Annotated in this window: 1 protein-coding gene; it reads right to left on the bottom strand. The window is 47.3% G+C overall.

The genetic code is table 11. The features are described 5' to 3' along the window. Nucleotides 1-262: GMP synthase (glutamine-hydrolyzing) (locus R0J87_RS21685; protein ID WP_498888889.1), on the bottom strand; the 262-nt coding region annotated here is incomplete at both ends.

Genomic DNA, 262 nt, shown 5'->3' on the forward strand with positions numbered 1-262 from the left:
GTGGTTTACCGCTGATATCGTAAACGACGCGGGAAATACCATTGATTTCATTGATAATGCGGTTAGATACCTTGCCCAGTAAATCATATGGCAAGTGCGCCCAGTGCGCAGTCATAAAGTCGATAGTTTCTACTGCACGCAGTGATACTACCCAGTCGTACTTACGGGCATCACCCATAACCCCTACTGATTTCACCGGCAGGAACACGGCAAACGCCTGACTGACTTTATGGTATAACTCGGCTTTGTGCAGCTCTTCAAT

Origin of the sequence: Halomonas sp. SIMBA_159, from assembly GCF_046536035.1 — a bacterium.
In the GTDB taxonomy this organism is placed as follows: domain Bacteria; phylum Pseudomonadota; class Gammaproteobacteria; order Pseudomonadales; family Halomonadaceae; genus Vreelandella; species Vreelandella venusta_A.